Origin of the sequence: Arthrobacter gengyunqii, from assembly GCF_023022985.1 — a bacterium.
Taxonomy (GTDB): domain Bacteria; phylum Actinomycetota; class Actinomycetes; order Actinomycetales; family Micrococcaceae; genus Arthrobacter_B; species Arthrobacter_B gengyunqii.
On the sequence record NZ_CP095461.1, the window covers coordinates 3,410,542 to 3,428,510 of the forward strand.

Below are 17,969 nucleotides of genomic sequence, written 5' to 3' on the forward strand. Positions count from 1 at the left end.
ACCGATATAGGTTAGATTTACTAACGAATCCAGAAGGAGGAAGTCACCGTGCTCGACGTTCGCCGAATGATCCTTCTTCGGGAGGTGAAAGTCCGCGGAACCCTGGCCGCAGTGGCCGAAGCACTGGGCCTCAGCCCGTCCGCTGTGTCGCAGCAGCTGGGCCAGCTGGAGAAGTCCGTGGGGGTGGAACTGCTGCGGAAAACCGGGCGCGGCGTACAGCTGACCCCGCAGGCGGAGATCCTGGTGACGCACGCCTCCGACATCCTTGAGTCGCTGGAACGGGCCGAAGCGGACCTGGCTTCGTCGCTCACCTCAGTGACCGGGTCAATCCGGATAGCGGTGTTCCAATCGGCCGCCTTGGCGCTCCTGCCCGATGCCCTGCGCATCCTGCGCCGCGAGCACCCCGAACTGCGGGTGGAAATGGTCCAGCGGGAGCCCGAAACGGCCCTCTATGAAACGTGGGCACGGGACTTCGACCTGGTGATTGCCGAGCAGTATCCCGGCCATGCCGCCGTCCGGCATGCCGAACTGGACCGGGTGCACCTCACCTCCGATGCCATCCGCCTCGCCGTGCCGCACGAGGGCCTTCCTCCGGTTGCGTCGCTGGCGGACACCGCTGACCTGCCGTGGGTGATGGAGCCGCGGGGCGCCGCCTCCCGACACTGGGCGGAACAGATTTGCCGGCGTGCCGGATTCGAACCGGATGTCCGTTTTGAAACAGCTGATCTGCAGGCGCAAATCCGGCTGATCGCGTCCGGAAACGCCGTGGCCCTGATGCCCGATCTGGTGTGGACCGGCCGCGTTCCCAGCGTTCAGCTGCTGGAGCTGGAAGGCAAGCCTCGCCGAAGCATCTTCACGTCGGTGCGGCGTGCCGGTGCCAACCGGCCGGCTGTCCTGGCCTGCCGGGAGGTGCTTGAGCGGACCGCCATGCAGGTGGCGGCAGCCTAAGGGAGCCCTTCAACGCCGTGCGGGGTCCCGGCAACTGCCGGGACCCCGCCTTCAAACGCTTCGAGCTACCTTCCGCTGCCGCTTCCCGAGCTGCCGCTGGAGCCGCTGTCCCCCGACGTGCCGCCGGAGTGCCCGGAACCGCCGCGGGAATCCGTGCCGGAGCTTCGGCGAATACCGCCGTCCGTCTCAGTTTCGATCTGCTCCTTGCGGACTTCCTCCGACACACTTTCCGTGCCAGTGACGGTTTCCGTGTCCATCCGGACACGTTCCACCGGCACCGTCTTCTTGCTGACGACCGGTTCCTCGGCGTGGAGCGTCACTTCATGCTCTTCCTCGCTGAGGTCCGCTCCGGCCATGGCGGAGTCGGCGTTGGCATCCGTGATCGGCTCCGTCTCAATCCGGACCTCTTCATGGCTGACCGGAACCTCGGTGGTGACGGTCTCCGTGACGATGTACTTCCGCAGGCGCGCCTTGCCGGCCTCACGCGACCGGGTGCCCACGTCAAGCCGCTCTTCCGAGCGGGTCATGGCGTCATCAGTGGTGGGGCCAGAGGCATCGTGACCCACGGTCCCGCCCGAGGACCTGCCCGAGCGCGTGATGTCACTGTCATCGACAAGGCCCGACCTGTTCCCGGTCCCCGTGCCAACGCCGGAATCGGTCATGGTTCCCGAATCCATGGTGGTGACGTCGTCACCGCCGTCGTCGTCGTAGGTAAATCCGTAGTACCGATAGAGGGTCACCTCCTCTTCGGGGGTGATGGACCCGTCGGATTCGACCTGCGGGGAGTTCTTCACTTCATCCTTGGAGTACGGGACCATAACGTCCACGCCCTCCACCGTCGCTTCGCTCAGCGGAACAAAGGACTCGTTTGTTCCGAGGAGTCCCGTATTGACCGTGACCCACGCGGGTTCATTGGTCTGGTCATCCAAATAGAACGTTCCAACGGCACCGATTTTGTCCCCGTTGGGCCCCAAAACGTTGCCGGACCCTGCCATGAGACCTTCAACTTGCTGGTTGCTGATCATACTGTTCTCCTTCAGCTGTGAACCATGACCGTTGTACGGTCTGGTCCACGTTTGGCCGGAGCGTGCCAGCAAATCATCGAGAGGAACGACGGGAAACGACCAGACGCCGTTCGGCCTTCGACGGATACCGTGCCAAACTCCGGATGACCTTGTTAGGGCCCTGTTGGGCGGCTGCGATGCTAAGCCGGCCTGGAATCCCAAGCCTGCTTACCATTTCAACCCAACGGCATCGGAGCGTCAATAGGTAGTTCGGAAGGAAGCCTACTTCGAGTCCGTCAGCAGTTCGCGCACCTGGCGGCGCAGGACCTTGCCCAGCAGCGACTTGGGCAGCTCTTCAATCGCCACGATGCGGCGGGGAACCTTGTAGGGGGTGAGCCGCTCGCGGCACCAAGCCCGCAGGGCCGCTTCATCCAATTCCGCGCCCTCCGTCAGGACAACGGCCGCGACCACCTGCTCGCCGCCGTCGGGCCGGGGCAGGCCCACCACTGCGACGTCGGCGATGGCCTGGTTGCTGCGCAGTACTTCCTCCACCTCGGTGGGAGAAACGTTGAAGCCGCCGGTGATGATCAGTTCCTTGCGGCGGTCCACCACCTTCACAAAACCGTCGTCATCCACGGTGACAATGTCGCCGGTCCGCAGCCAGCCGCCGTCGAGCAGCACCTGTTCTGTGTCCTCGGTGTTGTTCCAGTAGCCCGCGAAGACCTGCGGGCCGCGGATCAGCAGTTCACCCGGCACGCCGTGCGGCACCTCGGAGGAGGGCTGTTCCGGATCGACAACGCGCATTTCCGTGCTGGGGAACGGAACACCGATGGTGCCGTTGCGGCGGGTTTCGGCGAACGGATTGCCCAGGGCCACCGGCGAAGATTCGGTGAGGCCGTAGCCCTCCACCAGCAGACCGCCGGAAACCTCTTCCCAGAGCTTCACGGTGGTGGCCGGCAGGGTCATTGCGCCGGAAATGGCGAAGCGGATGGTGGAGAGGTCAATGCCCCTCTTCTTGGATTCCAGCGCCGTCCTCTCATAGATCGGCGGGACGGCGCAGAAGACGGTGGGCTTGGATTTCTTGGCGGCGTCCAGCACCAGATCCACGTCAAACTTGGGGAAAAGCACCAGCCGTGACCCGGTCAGGACGGAGAAGGTCAGGTACAGGGTCAGGCCGAAGGCATGGAACATCGGCAGCACGCCGTAAATGACTTCCTTGCCCTCCTGCGCACCGTGCATCCAGGCCTGCCCCTGCAGCGCGTTGGAGCGCAGGTTGAAGTGGGTGAGCATGACGCCCTTGGGGATTCCCGTGGTGCCCGAGGTGTACTGCAGGGCGGCCAGGTCCCGCACCGACGGGCGGGGATGGGCACTGTCGATCGGAGCGGAGCTGAGCAGCTTTTCCCAGGACATGGTGTTCTCGGTCTTGGTTGTCAGGCCGGCCCTGGTGCGGCGGATCGAGGGCAGCGGCAACCGCAAGCCAATGCGCTTCAGCCGCGGCATCGCCTTGGTGATGTCCACGGCGATGACGGTTTTCACGGCGATGTCGTCGGGGAAGTCCTGGATTTTCTCCGCGGCCTTGTCCCAGATAATGGCCACCTGCGCGCCGTGGTTTTCGAACTGGTGGCGCAGCTCGCGCTCGGTGTACAGCGGGTTGTGCCCGACGACGACGGCGCCCAGGCGCAGCACGGCGTAGAACGCGATGAGGTACTGGGGGCAGTTCGGAAGCACAATTGCCACGCGGTGTCCGCGGCGCACGCCCAGCTTTCGGAGTCCTTCGGCCGCCCGGTTGATCTGGTCGCCCAACTCGGTGTAGGTGGTTTCGGCACCGAAGAATTCGAGCGCCACCTTCGGCCCGTAGCGGGCGACGGCGTCCTCCACCATGTCCGTCAGTGACTCGGTGGGCAGCTCAATAGTTGCCGGAACGCCGGGCTGATAGTTCTTGACCCACAGTGGTTCCTGGGCAGCGGTCATTCGAGGAGCTCCTTCGGTTTCGATAATTCTGACTATATCGACGGGCTGCTCCGGAGGATAAATTTCTTGTCGAAAGCCACTCGCCGGGAAGGAAGCTGCCGCTCCTCAGTCGCCAAGCCCCCTAAGATACCGAGCGAGCGCTTTGGGCGCCGAGCGCGGAGCGGCGGCTTCGACCACGGCGTTGTAGTTGGTGTTGGTGTTCACGTCGTAGGTGAGGATGCGGCCGTCTGCCGTTTCCATGAATTCGATTCCGCAGATCTCCAGGCCGTTGCGCTTCGCGAACTCAAGGTACTTGCCGATGATCGGATGGTCGAAATCCTCCAGCAGGCTGAAGAGCTGGGTGTCTTCATCCGGGGCGATGGTGGCGCCGGGCGGCATGATCGGCTTGCCGGTGGACGGGTCAATGGCGCAGGCGTCCGCGGGGCAGAGCTGGAATCCGCCGCGGGCGGTGTCTGCCCTGATGGCGTAGATGAACTCACCGCCGACAATCTCCACGCGGGTGATGAACGGCTCGGCTGCGGCAATGAATTCTTGGACGAGCGTGATTCCGTCAGCAGGCTCCTCGAAGTCGTTCCCCGCCACATAGTCGGCAAGCTCGCCGTGGGACTCGAATTTGCGGACCCCCAAACCCTTGCCGCCCTGGTTGTGCTTGATGATGAAGGGCGTCGGAAATTCCTTGGCAGCAGCCAAAATGGAGTTCCGGCCGACGGCGGCCACCGTGCGCGGCGTATCGATTCCGGCGGCGCGCAGGGCGGTGAGCTGGTCCACCTTGCTCATTTCCAGTTCCAGGATCCGGCGTCCGTTGACGGTCCGCCGGCCGTGGGCTTCCAGCCAGGACAACACCGCCCGGGCATAGTCCTTGGACAGCGCGTGGTCCCGGGTGTGGGATGAGGCGCTGATCCGGGACCAGAAGATTCCCTCCGGCGGCACCGAGTCCAAATCCAGGACGCCGTCGGTCAGCAGCCATTCCTCCACTTCCAGCCCTTCGGCTTCGAAAGCGCGGGCGAACGGCGGAAACCATTCGGGGTTCTCATGCAGGGCGTAGATCTTGGGGCCGGTCGAACTCATGCGCGTTGCCTTTCGATGTGGTTACTGGAATCCAGCGCTTAGCCGTCGATGTATATTCCATTGCCGGGGCCCATGGGCAGGCCGAAGACAAAGAACACGGTCAGCACACCCACCCAGGCGAGCCAGAAGAGCACGGTAAAGGGCAGCATCCGTGCAATTACCGTCCCCAGCCCGGCCTGCGGTTCATATTTGCGGAGCATGGTCAGCAGCACAATCATGTACGGGTTCAGCGGGGTCAGGATCTGCGTGGCCGAGTCCCCCACCCGGAAGGCGCCCTGGATGAAGGCCGGTTCGAAGCCGAGCAGGGCGAACATCGGCACGAACACCGACGCCATCAGGGTCCACATGGCCGAACCGGAAATGATGAACAGGTTCAGCAGTGACGCCAGGAGGATGAAGCCGATGATGGCCGGGTAGCCGGTCAGACCGATGGATTCCAGGCCCGAAGCTCCGGCGACGGCCAGCCAGTTGCCGATTCCCGACCAGTTGAACAGGGCAATGAACTGGCCCAGGATGAACGCCAGCACCAGGAAGCCGCTCATGTCCTTGATCGAGGCCCCCATGACCCGGGGAACATCCTTGCCGGAGGCGATGGTGCCGGTGATCTTTCCGTAGACCAGCCCGGGCACGGTGAACATGATGAAAACAATGAAGACGATGGAGCTCAGCAGCGGAGACTTGGGCAGGTAACCGCCGTCCTCGTTCCGCCACGGCGAATCCGGCAGCAAAGCTCCCGTGAGGATGACGGCGGCGACGACGGCGCCGGCCGCGGCTGCCCAAAGCACGCCCCGGCGTTCAACCGCGGTGAGGGTGGACGACATGGAGGGAGGCAGCGCACCGGAGGGCAGCGCACCCGGCACGGAATCGTCCTCGGAGGCAGTTTCCTCGGTGGGAACACCCTGCCGGCGCAGCCGGGGTTCCAGGATCTTGTCGATAATGAACCCGGCCAGCAGGATGAGCACGATCGAGGACGCAAAGTTGAAGAAGTAGTTCGACAGCGGGTTGACCGGCGAACCGGGATTCGGCAGTGTCTCGGTGACCGCCGTCGTAATTCCGGAGAACAGAGCGTCGAGGCTGGTCACCAGCATCGAGGTGGAATAACCGGCCCCGGCCGCAGCGAAACCGCCCAGCAGCCCGGCCACCGGATGACGCCCCGCCGCCTTGAAGACCAGCGCTGCCAGCGGGGGTATGACCACGAAGGCGGCATCGGACATGATCGACCCGAGGACCCCCACGAAGCCAACGGCGTATGGGAGCGCCCACCGGGGTGCGGAGCCGAAGGCCTTGCGGATCAGTGCCGAGAGCAGCCCGGACTTCTCGGCCACGCCCACGGCCAGCAGGATCGGCAGCACCGTCGCCAGCGGAGGAAAGCCCAGATAATTCGCGCCCAGGGTGGTGGTGAACCAGCTCAGTCCCTCCGCGGTGAAGAAGCCCTTGATGACCGTTGCCTCGGTTGCCCCGGGGACGGTCACCACTACGTTCGCCCAGGCCATGGCAGTGGAAGCCACAGCCACGATGAGGAAAAGGATCAAGAAGAGCATGAACGGATCCGGCAGTTTGTTGCCGACGCGTTCAATGCCGCCCAAAAGGCGGTCGGGAAGACTGCCGCGGGTTTTGACGGAGGCTGAGGGGGTGCTGGTCATGCCGGTCTCGTTTCTCGTCAGTCGAAGTAGCGGGCAACGTCAACGGGCCCGCCGGCGGCAGCGAACTCCCGGGCGGCGGCGGCGCGCAGTTCCGGGTCGCAGAGGTAGTCCAGGGCGGTCAGGGCCAGGCCCGCCGCGCCGTCGAGTGCCCCGGATTCGGCGGCGGGTGACGCTGCTGCATCGGCGAAAGCCCGGGTATGCAGGGCAACGTCCGCCGGCGCAATGCCAATCAGCGGATGGATGCCGGGGATCCGGTAGCTGACGTTGCCGAAGTCCGTGGAGGCGGCGATGGTTTCGGAAACTACGCCGGCGGGCAGGGGGCTGCGCCCGCGTCGCTGCTGTGCGTGAACCCACCGCCCGGTCAACGCGGAGTTCGTGCGGACGGGCAGCGACGGCGGGTGTTCATCCCAGTCGATGGTGACGCCGGTGCCGGTCATGAGGGCGGCGCCGCGGGCAACATCTTCCAGCCTGGCGCTGAGGTCCTTGAGCGTTTCCGGATACTTGGAACGCGCATAGAGTTTCATAACGGCCTTCTCAGGGATCACGCTCGGTCGCTGCCCGCCCTCGGTGATGATGGCGTGGACCCTGTCCACGGGCGGCAGCTGCTGTCGGAGCAGGCCAATGGCGCTGTAGGCCAGCGTCGCGGCGTCCAGGGCGTTGCGGCCCATGAACGGCTGGGCGGAGGCATGCGCGGCGACGCCGGAGAAGGTCACGGTCAGCAGCCGTCGGCCCAGCCAGACCTGCTCGGCCAGGTCCATGGCATAGGGGTGCACCATGATCGCTGCATCCACGTCATCGAAGGCGCCGTTGCGCGCCATGACTTCCTTGCCGGAATGTCCCTCTTCGGCCGGTGTGCCCAGAAAAACGACGCGGCCGGGGAAGGCGTCAGGGTTCTCCTCGAGCGTTTTCGCCAGCGCAATGAACGCTCCGGCTCCGGTGGCCGCGATGACGTTGTGCCCGCAGGCATGACCCACTTCGGGCAGGGCATCATATTCACTGAGGATGGCGATGGCGGGTTCGCGGTCCGCTCCTGCAACTTCGCCCGCGGCGGCTGCGCCGATTTCGGCCCGGATGGCGGTGGGCAGCCCGTGGGCACCAAGCTCCGCCTTGATGCCGTGGCGGCGCAGCAGGTCCACGAGGAACGCTGCGCTTCGGTGCTCCTCATAGGCCGTTTCCGGATCCCCGTGCAGCGTGTGGACAACGTCGTTGAGGTCCGCAGCCAGCGCATCCACCTGCGCTTCAACCGCCGCGGAAAGCTCGGCGGAAGCTCCGGCAAAAGGCGACACAGAAGCCTGCGCCGTTTCCATGCGGCGCCCGGTTTCGGCGTCGAGCTGGTTGAGGTAAGCGGGACTGGGGGTTGCGGCGCTCGTCATAGCCACCCACCGTAGAGGCGGGCCCCGGAAGGGGCCAAGTTGAATGACGCCGTGTTCCGCGGCGGAGGCCGGCTACCGGCCGCGGCCGGCGATTCGCGCTACAAGGGCCTGCGGACCGCGGGCGCCGAACCACGCCAGGACCTTGTACCGCTTGCTGGGAATGGAAATCCCCTTGCCGGCAAAGGCATCTGCAAGTCCTTCGCGGACCACGCGCTCGGCATCGAGCCACATCCAGCCCGGGTAGACGGTCTTGTCCATGTCCATGCGCTGGTGGAATTCCGTGTGCACAAACCCGGGACACAGTGCCGTGACGTGCACGCCGCGCCCGCCGTAGTTGATGTTCGCCCAGCGGCTGAAGGTGATGACCCAGGACTTGGCGGCACTGTAGGTGCCACGGGGAATGAACCCTGCCACCGAGGCAACGTTGATGATGTGTCCCCGCGGTTCTTCCATCTTCGAAAGCATTGTGTTCAGGGCGGTGTGGCTCAACTGCAGCGGCGCGGCCACCAGCACATTCAAATGGTCCATTTCGGCAGACAGCTCATTGCGTTCGAAGCTGTTCTTCAACCCGTAGCCCGCGTTGTTCACGAGCATGGCGATGTCCGGGTTCTCCAGCCGGCGGCTCACCAACTCGACGCCGTCGGGCTCGGACAGGTCCGCTGCAATGTATTCGGTCTGCACGGAGTATTCGCGGGCCAGGAGGGCCGCTGAGTCCTTCAACCGTTCCTCGTTCCGGGCGGTGAGGACCAGGTTGTAGCCGCGGTTCGCGAGCTGACGGGCAAATTCGGCACCAATGCCGGACGTGGCGCCGGTAATCAAAGCTGTGGGAGTCATGGGTCCACCTTTCCACGCCCACCCTGCTATGCCCGGCAACCTTTCGCAATCCGCCGCACGGGATCACTGCCGGTGCCTTGCCAGCCGTGCCGGCGGCACCCTACCGTGTCAAGAAACCGGCCCCTGCAAGGAGGAGCCATGGCACCATTTAGCCGATATCGGGACAGGCAGGACGCCGGAGTCCAGCTGGGCGTAGCGCTCGCTCCCTACCTCGGCGCGCCAAACCTGGTGGTGTTGGGACTGCCGCGCGGCGGCGTGCCCGTGGCTGCCGAAGTCGCCAAGCTGCTCCACGCGCCGCTGGATGTTGTCGCGGTGCAGAAAGTGGGTCTCCCCGGGCAGCCCGAGCTGGCCGCCGGAGCACTGGCATGGGTGGCCGGGACAGTCACCACCGTGCAAAACGAGGCCGTTCTTGCAGACTGGCAGAGCTCCCTGCATTCCGGCACCTCCTCCAGCGACGGTCCCGGCTCCGCGGAACAGGCCTTCGAAGCCGCCGCCGCCATCGCGCAGCTCGAGCTGATCCGCCGCGACAAGCTTTACCGCATGCGGCGGGACCCGTTGAATGTTTCCGGCCGCACCGTGGTGGTGGTGGACGATGGTCTGGCCACGGGCGCCACCATGCGTGCCGCGCTGCAGGGACTAGGCCGGCAGAACCCGGCCAGGCTCGTGGCGGCGGCTCCCGTGAGCTGCGGGCCGGGTGCGGAAACCGCGGTCGCGCTGGCGGACGACGTCGTCATCCCCTGGCAGGCCATTGGCCTGTCCTCCGTGGGACAGGCCTACGAGAACTTCGACGAGATTACCGACGCCGATGTCCAACGCCTCCTCAACATCCCGTAAAAACGTCCCGTGAAGGGGAACATTCCATGAATCCAGCATCCAGAGACTGGTCCGGGGCAAGCTACGTCGCCTTGGGCAGTTCCTTCGCATCAGCACCCGGGCTGGGCACCCCGGTACCCGGCAGCCCGCCGGAGGCTGGCCGCACCGACGTCAATTACCCTCACCTGCTGGCGCGCCAGCTGCAGCTTTCCCTCACTGATGCCACCAGCTCCGGAGCCACCACCGCGGACGTGCTGTGGCGCTCCCAGTACGGGCAGGCACCGCAGGCAGATGCCCTGGCGGCGGACACGGACCTGGTCACCGTCACCATCGGCGGCAATGACATTGGCTTCGCGGCGTCCCTGATGGCAGCAGGCCTGCCCCCGCTGGCCCGTCTCAAGCATCTGCCCTCACTCGAAATGCTCATGGCCCTTGCACCGGCTGTGCTCAACCGGCAGCTTGCACTGCTTCCTGCGGCCATGGCCTCCGTGGGTCAGCTGATCCGGCGGCGCTCCCCCAACGCCGTCGTCCTGTTCGTGGAATACCTGACCGTGCTGCCGGTGGACCCGCACATCCGGGTGGCCGGCATGAAACCGGCGCAGGCCGCCGCCTGCCGTGCGCTCGCCGTACATCTGGCGCTGGCCACGGAAGCCGGAGCCAACGCCACCGGATGTTCCGTGGTCCGGGTGGCCAAGGCAAGCGCGGACCACTACGCCGGTTCCGCCGACCCGTGGACGGTGGGCGCCTTCGTCCCCACCGACGGCGGGCCGCTGCCGTACCATCCGAACCAGGCCGGGCATGAAGCCGTTGCGAGAATCATCCAGGACCACCTCTACCGGCTCACCGGAACGGATTCCGGCCAGCCGGGATGAATGAATTAGATTGGGCGGATGACTGCACAGACACCACCGGATACCCGCACGGAACCGCCCGAAGCTGCCGGTGAACGGGAGACGCTGACCGGTTTTGTGGATTACTTCCGGGCCACCGTGGTGATGAAGGCTGCCGGACTCAGCGATGCCGACGGTGCCAAGCGGCTGCTGCCCTCCCTCACCACGGTGTCCGGGCTCATCAAACATCTGGCCGACGTCGAGCGTTACTGGTTCCGCACCCGGCTCGACGGGCAGACGGACGTGCCCACGAGGTGGTCCGCCGCTGACCCGGACGGGGAATTCAGGGTTCACGATGGTGACAGCCTGGCGGAGCTGATCGAGGACTACCAAGCCGCCTGCCGCGAATCCCGCGAGGTGCTGGAACGCTATGACCTGGAGGACCGCTGCCGCGGCAAAAGCGGCGACGGGGACGGGGACGCCGACGGGCAGAACGTGCGGTGGGTCCTGGTGCACATGATTGAGGAAACCGGCCGGCACTGCGGCCACTTGGACATCCTGCGCGAACTGCTGGACGGATCCACCGGAGACTGACCGGCGTGCTGTCTGGCCCTTCTGAGGGCTCTGCGGCAGGCCAACCCTAGAGATCAGGGCATTCCCGGAAGGATAATTTTCGGAACAGGGGCGCTGCCAGCCCGACTCTACGGGAGGTTCCACATGTCCATGTCAGGAAGTACTTTTGGGTTCGGTGGGTTGAGCCTGGAGGTCAGCGAGCTCACCCGCAAGGTGGTCCGGGGCATCCGCACGGGCATGGTCGTCACCGGGGTCCTCTCAGTGGTGCTGGGTGCGCTGGTTCTGTTCTGGCCCGGAGCCACCCTGGACGTGATTGCCGTCCTGTTTGGCCTGTATTTCGTCGTCGCCGGGGCGGTCCGGGTGGTCACCGGGCTGGTGACTCCGCTGCTCGGCGGACTGCGCGTCCTGAACATCCTCATCGGCCTTCTGCTCTTGATCGCCGGAGTGGCAGCGATCCGTAATCCGCTGGCCTCCCTGTCCGTCCTCGCCCTGTTCATTGGAATCGCCTGGATTGTGGAGGGCATCATGTCCCTGACCGAGGTGGAGAGCGGCGGATCACGGTGGTACGCCATCATCTACGGGATCGTCAGCATTATTGCCGGCGTGGTGGTCCTGTTCCTCCCGGTGAGCTCCCTTGCAGCACTGGTGATTTTCGGCGGCGTTGCCCTGGTGGTGCTGGGCATCGTGGAAGTGGTGCGTGCCTTTTCCTTCGGCCGCGGCATGCCGCTCAACTACTAGGAAACGTTCAGCGAGCATCCAGCAGCTGTTAACACAGGGATAACTTGCGCGGAAACGCGGTTGTAATACGGGGCGCCCACGCTGGGAAGAGCACGGTTTCCACCCGCCGCTCCGGCCCGCGCGGCCGGCCACCCCCGAATGGAGTATCTCCATGGACTCTGGAAACACCGCCTGGCTGCTCGCCAGCGCCGCCCTGGTTTGTCTAATGATCCCCGGCATCGCCTTCTTCTACGGAGGAATGGTGGGCTCACGCCGAATCCTGAACATGATGCTGATGTGCTTCGGCGGGGCCAGCCTTGTCGCAGTCCTCTGGGTGCTTTACGGCTATTCCGCAGCGTTCGGCAACTCCCTCACGGGAGCCGGCCTGCTCGGAAATCCGCTGGAATTCTTCGGTCTTTCCCAACTGCTGGTCGAGGATCCCGACTCTTCGATCCCCGTGGCATTGTTTGCCGCCTTCCAGCTGATGTTTGCCTGCGTGACCACCGCGCTGGTGGCAGGCGCCGCCGCCGGCCGGATGAAGTTCGGCGCGTGGATGCTGTTCGCAGGGCTCTGGGCCACCCTGGTCTATTTCCCCGTGGCGCACTGGGTGTTCGCCTTCAGCAGTGAGGACGGATCCGTAACCGGCGGCTGGATTGCTAACCAGCTCGGTGCCATCGACTTCGCCGGCGGCACCGCCGTCCACATGAACGCCGGCGTCGCAGCCCTGGCCCTGGCTCTGGTCCTGGGCCGGAGCAAGGGCTGGCCGCATGCCCACGGCAAACCGCACAGCCGACCCCTGGTGCTCCTCGGTGCCGGACTGCTGTGGGTGGGGTGGTACGGATTCAACGCCGGTTCGGCGCTGAGCGCCGGGCATTCCGCCGCCGTCGTCTTCCTGAACACCGCGGTGGCAGCCGCCGCCGGTCTGCTCGGTTGGATGCTGATGGACCGGCTGCGGCTGGGCACCTCGTCCTCCCTCGGTGCCGCCTCGGGTTTGATTTCCGCCTTGGTGGCCATCACCCCGGCATGCGGAGCCGTCAGCCCGCTGGGCGCCCTGGCCATCGGACTGATTGCCGGGCTCGTCTGCTCCCTGGCCATTGAATGGAAGTACCGGCTCGGCTATGACGACTCCCTCGACGTCGTCGGCGTCCATGCCGTGGGCGGCCTGCTCGGCACCCTGCTGATCGGCCTTTTCGCCACCGACGCAGCTCCCAACGGTGTCAGCGGCCTGTTCTACGGCGGCGGGCTCGAACTGCTGGGCATCCAGGCACTGGCCTCCGCTGCGGTGCTCGTCTACTCCTTCCTGGTCACCTGGGTCATCGCCAAGGTCCTGGCGATGACCATCGGCCTGCGCATTCCGGAGGAAAGCGAACTGCAGGGCATCGATATGGCAGCCCATGCCGAATCTGCGTACCTGAACGACGAGGAGCCCGTGGAGCTGGGCGCCCGGCCGTAGCTTTCCTCCTCCGCCGGGGATCAGCCCTCCAGGGCTTCCTCCTGGCGGAGGTAGACGGACAGGAGGTCCCGGGCGTGCTGCGTCTGGGGCCCTTCCTTTTCCATCGCTTCCATCATGGACGCTGCCTGTGCCTTGCCGCCGGGGAACGGGGGCAGGAGCGGAATGTCAGGATCCGAGACCACCTCGATGATGCACGGCCGGTCAGCTGCGAGCGCCCGGTCCCAGGCAGCACCGAGCTGCTCCGGATCGTCCACCCGGAGGCCCTCAAAGCCCAGCAGCTCCGCGTAGCCGGCATAGTTGAAGTCCGGAAGCGCCTGGCTGTCCGGGAAGCGCGGTTCGGTTTCCATCTCCCGCTGTTCCCACGTCACTTCCGCCAGTTCTCGGTTGTTCAGGACGCAGACAATGAAGCGCGGGTCCGCCCACTCCTTCCAGAGCCTGCTGACCGTAATCAGTTCGGTGATCCCCGCCATCTGCATGGCTCCGTCTCCGGACAGGGCAATAAGCGGCCGGTCCGGATGGGCAAGCTTCGCGGCCACGCCGTAGGGAACCGCACAGCCCATGCTTGCCAGCGTGCTGGACAGATGCGCCGGCACACCGGCCGGCAGCCGCAGCTGGCGGGCGTACCAGTAAACGCTGCTGCCCACGTCCACGGCCACCTGGGCGTCCGCCGGCATGCGGCTGCTCAGCTCGTAGACCGCGCGCTCGGGGTTCACCGGGTCGGCCGGGGTAAAGGCACGCTCGCGGGCAAGTGCGTGCCAGGAACGCACCGCCTGTTCGACGTCGTTCCGCCAGTCGGAAGGTCCGCGTTCCTTCAGCAGCGGCAACAGGGCATCCAGGCTCGCGGCAGCTTCACCGGGAAGCGCCACCTCCACCGGGTACCGGTTACCGATCGCCGCCGAATCAATGTCAATCTGCACGGCTCGAGCTGCTCCGGGCGGCGGATAGAACTCGGTCCACGGGTCATTGGAGCCGATAATCAGCAGCGTGTCGCAGTTGCCCAGCACGAAACCGCTGGCTGAGGACCCCAAATGGCCCATAACTCCGGCCGCCAGGGGAAGCGACTCGTCCACATACGGTTTGCCGAGCAGGCTGGTGGTGATGGCAGCACCCAGCTTCTCGGCCAGCGCCACCACCTGCTCCTGCGCTCCACGGGCTCCCTGCCCCACCAAGAGAGCTACCTTCTGTCCGCTGTTCAGCAGGTTGGCTGCGGCCTGCACGTCTTCGTCGCGCGGCAAGATCCGGGCCGGCCGCCACACCGGAGCGGTGGTGAGCACGCCGTGTTCCTGGTCCAGTTCCGGAGCCGGTGCCTGCTGAACGTCATGGGGCAGGATCACCACGGAGGGCGTGCGCGTGGCGAGGGCCTCCTTGAAGGCCCGGTCAATGACCAAGGGCGCCTGTTCCGGACTGGACACCTGCTGGCGGAATCCTGACGCAACATCACGGAACAGATGCATCAGATCCACTTCCTGCATGTAGCCGGACCCCAGCACGCTCAGGCTCTGCTGCCCAATAATGGCCACCACCGGCACCGAATCCATCCGGGCGTCATACAGGCCGTTGAGCAGGTGAATCGCGCCCGGCCCCTGAGTGGACGTCATCACCCCCACTTCCCCGGTGTACTTGGCATGGCCCACCGCCATGAAGGCCGCATTCTCCTCATGCCGTGCCTGGACAAACTCGGGTCCGCCGGCCCGCCGCAAGGCACCCATCAGCGGGTTGATGCCGTCTCCGCTGTACCCGAAGATCCGGCCCACTCCCCACGCCTGCAGCCGCCGGACCACCAGGTCCGCCACCAGTTCCGGTTCATCCTGTGGTCCTGTGCCGCCCATTGCATGCCTCCCGATAAAAGATCAGTGCGCTTGGTATCCCCCACTCTTCCATCCCGCGGGCAGAAAATGCACGTCTGGCGGCAGCCTCACCAGGTTCCGGCGGAACCGGTCAGATCAGGAACAGGCTCAGGACCCACACTGCAGCAAAGCCGGCACTACCCTGGACCGCTGTCGCCGGGGTGAGGGTCCGGTAGGCGGTGGCGGTGGGAATACGGCTGAACTGGGATACCACCCAGAAATAGGAATCATTGGCGTGGGACACCACCATGGCGCCGGCACCAATGGCGAGGACCGCCAGCACCGGACCGGCACCGGCCGCCAGGCCCAGAGGTTCCAGCAGCGGCAGCAGCATGGCTGATGTGGTCACCATGGCCACTGTGGAGGAACCCTGAGCCGTCTTCAGCGCTGCGGAGATCACGAACGGTACGGCAATGCCCAGCCCCAGAGTGGAGAGGTTGTCGGAGAGGAAGGTGGTGATGGCACTCTTCCCGAGGACGCCGCCAAAAGCAGCTCCGGCGCTGGTGATCAGCAGGATGGGGGCGGCCAGGACAATGGAGTCCGAAATCTGGGTGTTGAAGGAGGCGAGCTTGCCCTTGCCGTGCAGCAGGAACACTGCGGCCACCAGGCCAAGCGCGAGTGCAATGACAGGCGTGCCGAGGAACGTGACGGTCGAGGCCAGGTTCCCCTCACCCATCGGCTTGCCGGGCAGCGCGGCAACCGAGGAAAGGCAGATGAGCAGGATAGGCAGCAGGATGGGCAGGAAAGCCATGAACCCGCTGGGCAGTTTTCCGTACTGCGTCCGAAGATCTTCGTAGCTGACATCCGCCTCTTCGGCGGGAACCGGCAGCAGCTCGATGTCCTTTTTCAGGAACCGGTTGGCATACAGCAGTCCGGCACCGGCCGAAATTGCCGCCACCACGAGGCCCAGGCCGATCAACAGGCCCAGGCTGTCCACGACATTCAGGTTTGACGCCGCGGCCAGCGGGCCGGGAGTGGGCGGGACCATCGTGTGCGTGGCGTACAGCCCGGTCATCAGGGCAATGGACATGGCCACCAGGGAGACCTTGGCCCGTTCCGCCATGGCCTTCTTGAGCGAGTTGAGAATGATGAAGCCGGAATCGCAGAAAACCGGAATGGACACGATGTAGCCGATGATGCTCATGGTCAGGGTGGGGAAGCGCGTCCCCAGGACCTTGATCAGGGCGTCAGCCATGGCGATGGCACCGCCGGAACGCTCGAGGATGACGCCGATCATTGTGCCGAAAAGAATCACCAGGCCGATGTTGCCCATGGTGTTGCCGAACGCCGTCGTAATGGTGGGAATGATGTCCGCGACCGGAAGGCGGAACGCAAACGCTCCGACGAGGGCAGCCCCGAGCAGGGCCAGGAACGGCGAAACTTTAAGTTTTGCCGTAACGGCGACAATGCCGATCACCAGCGCCAGCAATATCAACAGATCAATCATGGAATTCCTTTAAAATGAAAAACTTCAATGTTTATCAACAGGGCAAACCATGGAAGCACGGTTTGAGTGTGATCCCCAACTCAGTGGGAGGCCGGACGGAAAATCAGCCCTTCCGGTACCGTTCGGCTGGTGGCACCTAAACGTCGCGGGCCCCCGCCGCTATGCTCAAAAGCATGGGCAAGGTCATCTATTACGTTGCATCGTCACTGGATGGCTACATAGCCACCGAAGACAACAAGCTCGACTGGCTGCTGGACTTCGGCTTCGCAGCTTTCCAAACCCACTACGATCAGTTCCTGGCCGGTGTCGGCGCGCTGGTGATGGGCTCGGTGACGTACGACTTCGTCCGTGCCCAGGATCCGGATTCCTGGGATTACGGCGCCCTGCCCGCCCAGGTGCTGACCAGCAGAAACCTGCAGCCACCGCTGAACAGCGGTGTGCGCTTCGCCGCCGGCGACATCCGGCGCATCTGTGCTGACGCGCTGGCCGACGCCGGCAACCGGAACGTCTGGGTGGTGGGCGGCGGTCACGTCGCAGCACAATTTGCCGACGCCGGGCTGTTGGACGAAGTGCGGGTCACCTACATGCCCGTGGCGCTCGGCAGCGGGCGGCCGCTGCTCCCCGTGGCAGCGCCCACCGGCCGCATGCGGTTGACGGGGACGACGTCGTTCAACGGCGGCGCTGCGGAACTCCGTTTTTCCGCGGAATAGGCATCAACCGGCTTCCCTGGGCGGTCATTGCCTTCAGCGACGCCACCGGCCGGATCTCCTCACGGCCGCCACGGGTCGAGGAGCACGGCGGCACCATCACCCTGCGCAGCGAAGCCGGCCGCGGAACTGTCTTCACCGTCACGCTGCCGCTAGCCCGTTCCGGTGCTGATTTTGTGCCCCGCGCAAGGCTGTGAAAATATCCAGATGGATCCGGCACCCTACCGGGCACATTCAGCAGGGGAATTTACTTGATGGCCAACCACGGCATTTCACCCGTCCGCAAGGTACTGCGGCGTCTGGGATCCTTCTCCCTCGTCGGCGCAGTGGCCTTCGTGGTGGATGTTTCCCTTTTCAACGTCCTGGCCTCGACGGTGCTCGATGACAGCCCCATAACCGCCAAGGTCATCTCCGTTGCCGCTGCCACGACCGTCTCCTGGGTCGGCAGCCGGTATCTGACGTTCCGCAGCACACGGGGGCGCAGCGTCCGCAGCGAAACGCTGCTCTTCGCCCTGACCAATGTGGTGGGCCTGCTCATTGCCACCGGATGCCTGTTCGTATCCCACTATCTGCTGGGTTTCACCAGCCAGTTCGCTGACAACATTTCCGGCAACGTGGTGGGCGTCCTGGCCGGCAACGTTTTCCGGTACTTCGCGTACCGCTACGTTGTGTTCACCACCGAAGAGGAACGGGCCGCCCGGAGCGCGCTCAAGGAAAACGTTTAGGGGCCGCCCGTTCCTC

Annotated in this window: 16 protein-coding genes; 8 read left to right on the top strand and 8 right to left on the bottom strand. The window is 65.1% G+C overall.

The genetic code is table 11. The annotated features are described in order from the left end of the window. The first annotated feature begins 48 nt into the window (after window positions 1–48). Complete coding sequence (locus MUG94_RS15760; RefSeq protein WP_227890634.1) at window positions 49–948, top strand: LysR family transcriptional regulator; 900 nt, start codon at window positions 49–51, stop codon at window positions 946–948. Window positions 949–1,013: 65 nt separating this feature from the next. Here MUG94_RS15760 and MUG94_RS15765 read toward each other — a convergent pair whose 3' ends face one another. The 6 genes from MUG94_RS15765 to MUG94_RS15790 all read right to left on the bottom strand — a co-directional run bounded on the left by MUG94_RS15765 (window position 1,014) and on the right by MUG94_RS15790 (window position 8,841). Continuing rightward, complete coding sequence (locus MUG94_RS15765; RefSeq protein ID WP_227890635.1) at window positions 1,014–1,973, bottom strand: YsnF/AvaK domain-containing protein; 960 nt, start codon at window positions 1,971–1,973, stop codon at window positions 1,014–1,016. A 261-nt stretch (window positions 1,974–2,234) separates the two neighbouring features. Further along, window positions 2,235–3,923, bottom strand: a complete 1,689-nt coding sequence (locus MUG94_RS15770; protein WP_227890636.1) for a long-chain-fatty-acid--CoA ligase — start codon at window positions 3,921–3,923, stop codon at window positions 2,235–2,237. 105 nt (window positions 3,924–4,028) lie between these two features. Continuing rightward, a complete protein-coding gene (locus MUG94_RS15775) occupies window positions 4,029–4,991 on the bottom strand; it encodes an ATP-grasp domain-containing protein (RefSeq protein ID WP_227890637.1) in 963 nt (320 codons plus the stop codon). A 38-nt stretch (window positions 4,992–5,029) separates the two neighbouring features. After that, a complete protein-coding gene (locus MUG94_RS15780; protein ID WP_227890638.1) occupies window positions 5,030–6,634 on the bottom strand; it encodes an AbgT family transporter in 1,605 nt (534 codons plus the stop codon). A 17-nt stretch (window positions 6,635–6,651) separates the two neighbouring features. Beyond that, on the bottom strand, window positions 6,652–8,007 hold the full coding sequence (locus MUG94_RS15785) for an amidohydrolase (RefSeq protein ID WP_227907095.1): 1,356 nt from the start codon (window positions 8,005–8,007) through the stop codon (window positions 6,652–6,654). Window positions 8,008–8,079: 72 nt separating this feature from the next. Continuing rightward, window positions 8,080–8,841 (bottom strand): SDR family NAD(P)-dependent oxidoreductase, encoded by a 762-nt coding sequence (locus MUG94_RS15790; protein WP_227890640.1) that lies wholly within the window; start codon window positions 8,839–8,841, stop codon window positions 8,080–8,082. Window positions 8,842–8,979: 138 nt separating this feature from the next. Between MUG94_RS15790 and MUG94_RS15795 the strand changes: the two genes are divergently transcribed. The 5 genes from MUG94_RS15795 to MUG94_RS15815 all read left to right on the top strand — a co-directional run bounded on the left by MUG94_RS15795 (window position 8,980) and on the right by MUG94_RS15815 (window position 13,227). After that, window positions 8,980–9,675 carry a phosphoribosyltransferase gene (locus tag MUG94_RS15795; RefSeq protein ID WP_227907096.1) on the top strand — a complete coding sequence of 232 codons (696 nt, stop codon included), beginning with the start codon at window positions 8,980–8,982 and terminating at the stop codon, window positions 9,673–9,675. 26 nt (window positions 9,676–9,701) lie between these two features. After that, window positions 9,702–10,526, top strand: a complete 825-nt coding sequence (locus tag MUG94_RS15800; RefSeq protein ID WP_227890642.1) for an SGNH/GDSL hydrolase family protein — start codon at window positions 9,702–9,704, stop codon at window positions 10,524–10,526. Between the two features lie 18 nt (window positions 10,527–10,544). After that, window positions 10,545–11,078: a DinB family protein gene (locus MUG94_RS15805; protein WP_227890643.1), complete on the top strand. Its 534-nt coding sequence runs from the start codon at window positions 10,545–10,547 to the stop codon at window positions 11,076–11,078. Between the two features lie 123 nt (window positions 11,079–11,201). Beyond that, window positions 11,202–11,795, top strand: coding sequence for an HdeD family acid-resistance protein (locus MUG94_RS15810; RefSeq protein ID WP_104053228.1), 594 nt, complete (start codon window positions 11,202–11,204; stop codon window positions 11,793–11,795). Window positions 11,796–11,946: 151 nt separating this feature from the next. Continuing rightward, a complete protein-coding gene (locus MUG94_RS15815; RefSeq protein ID WP_227907097.1) occupies window positions 11,947–13,227 on the top strand; it encodes an ammonium transporter in 1,281 nt (426 codons plus the stop codon). A 20-nt stretch (window positions 13,228–13,247) separates the two neighbouring features. Here the strand turns inward: MUG94_RS15815 and MUG94_RS15820 are convergent, their stop codons facing one another. Together MUG94_RS15820 and MUG94_RS15825 are read right to left on the bottom strand one after the other, a co-directional pair. Continuing rightward, window positions 13,248–15,056, bottom strand: a complete 1,809-nt coding sequence (locus tag MUG94_RS15820) for a thiamine pyrophosphate-requiring protein (RefSeq protein ID WP_227907098.1) — start codon at window positions 15,054–15,056, stop codon at window positions 13,248–13,250. Window positions 15,057–15,165: 109 nt separating this feature from the next. Beyond that, complete coding sequence (locus MUG94_RS15825) at window positions 15,166–16,521, bottom strand: GntP family permease (RefSeq protein WP_227890646.1); 1,356 nt, start codon at window positions 16,519–16,521, stop codon at window positions 15,166–15,168. A gap of 173 nt (window positions 16,522–16,694) precedes the next feature. Here MUG94_RS15825 and MUG94_RS15830 point away from each other — a divergent pair, with 173 nt between their 5' ends. Together MUG94_RS15830 and MUG94_RS15835 are read left to right on the top strand one after the other, a co-directional pair. Beyond that, the gene (locus MUG94_RS15830) at window positions 16,695–17,231 is read left to right on the top strand and encodes a dihydrofolate reductase family protein (RefSeq protein ID WP_227890647.1); all 537 of its coding nucleotides are present in this window, start codon (window positions 16,695–16,697) and stop codon (window positions 17,229–17,231) included. Between the two features lie 251 nt (window positions 17,232–17,482). Beyond that, the gene (locus tag MUG94_RS15835) at window positions 17,483–17,953 is read left to right on the top strand and encodes a GtrA family protein (protein ID WP_227890648.1); all 471 of its coding nucleotides are present in this window, start codon (window positions 17,483–17,485) and stop codon (window positions 17,951–17,953) included. Window positions 17,954–17,969 lie beyond the last annotated feature (16 nt).